This window comes from Bradyrhizobium sp. LeoA1Lang (genome assembly GCF_055413685.1).
Genome location: NZ_JBVAPG010000435.1, coordinates 1 through 867, shown reverse-complemented (window position 1 = coordinate 867; position 867 = coordinate 1). Strand labels below are relative to the sequence as shown.

Annotated in this window: 2 protein-coding genes; both read right to left on the bottom strand. The window is 64.8% G+C overall.

All coding sequences use genetic code 11. The features are described 5' to 3' along the window. Window positions 1–574 (bottom strand): IS3 family transposase (locus tag ACZYOF_RS43990; RefSeq protein WP_463719621.1); only part of this gene is annotated, 574 nt, incomplete at its 3' end. Window positions 575–639: 65 nt separating this feature from the next. Further along, the coding region (locus ACZYOF_RS43985) for a transposase (RefSeq protein ID WP_463719620.1) at window positions 640–867 on the bottom strand (228 nt) is incomplete at its 5' end.

Genomic DNA, 867 nt, shown 5'->3' with positions numbered 1-867 from the left:
GACCGCGGCCATCCATGGAGATCTTGATCCCTGCGCCCGCCAACGCGCCGGTGAAGGCCGCACTGGTGAACTGGCTGCCCTGGTCGGTGTTGAAAATCTCCGGCGTGCCGTACTTCGCCAGCGCCTCGTCCAGCGCCGCCACGCAGAACGAGACGTCCATCGTGTTCGACAACCGCCACGCCAGAACCGCACGGCTCGCCCAGTCGATGATGGCGACGAGATAAAGAAAGCCGCGGCCGATGGGCAGATACGTGATGTCGGCCGCCCATACCTGGTTTGGTCGGTCGATCGTCATGTTGCGCAACAGATAGGGATAGATCTTGTGGCCCGGCGCCGGCTTGGTCGTGTTCGGCCTTGGTCCCAGCGCCGCGATGCCCATCTTGCGCATCAACCGCTGCACGCGCTTGCGATTGACCTGAAGCCCCTCAGCCTTCAGCATCGCGGTCATTCGCCGCGAGCCGAGGAACGGCCAGGCGGTGAACAGCTCGTCGAGGCGCCGCATCAGGGCAAGGTCGTTGTCGTTGGCCGGCCGTGGCGGCCGGTAGACCCCAGAGCGCGCGATGCCAAGCAACATGCATTGCCGGCGGATCGACAGCGCCATGTCGGCGCGATCGAGCATTCCTCGACGGTCCGGCGTGCTCATCTTCCGGACCTCCGCGCTAAAAAATCGCGCTCGACTGTCAGTTGTCCAATCTTGGCATGCAGCTTCTCGATCTCGCGTTCGCGCGCGTCCTCGCTCTCCCGCCCGACACCCGCGTCAAAGGCCCGGGCCGCCTGGTCCAGCAGTTGCTTCTTCCAGGCATAGATCTGGTTCGGGTGAACCTCATAGCGCTGGGCCAGATCGGCCACCGTCGCCTGCTCCCGCAC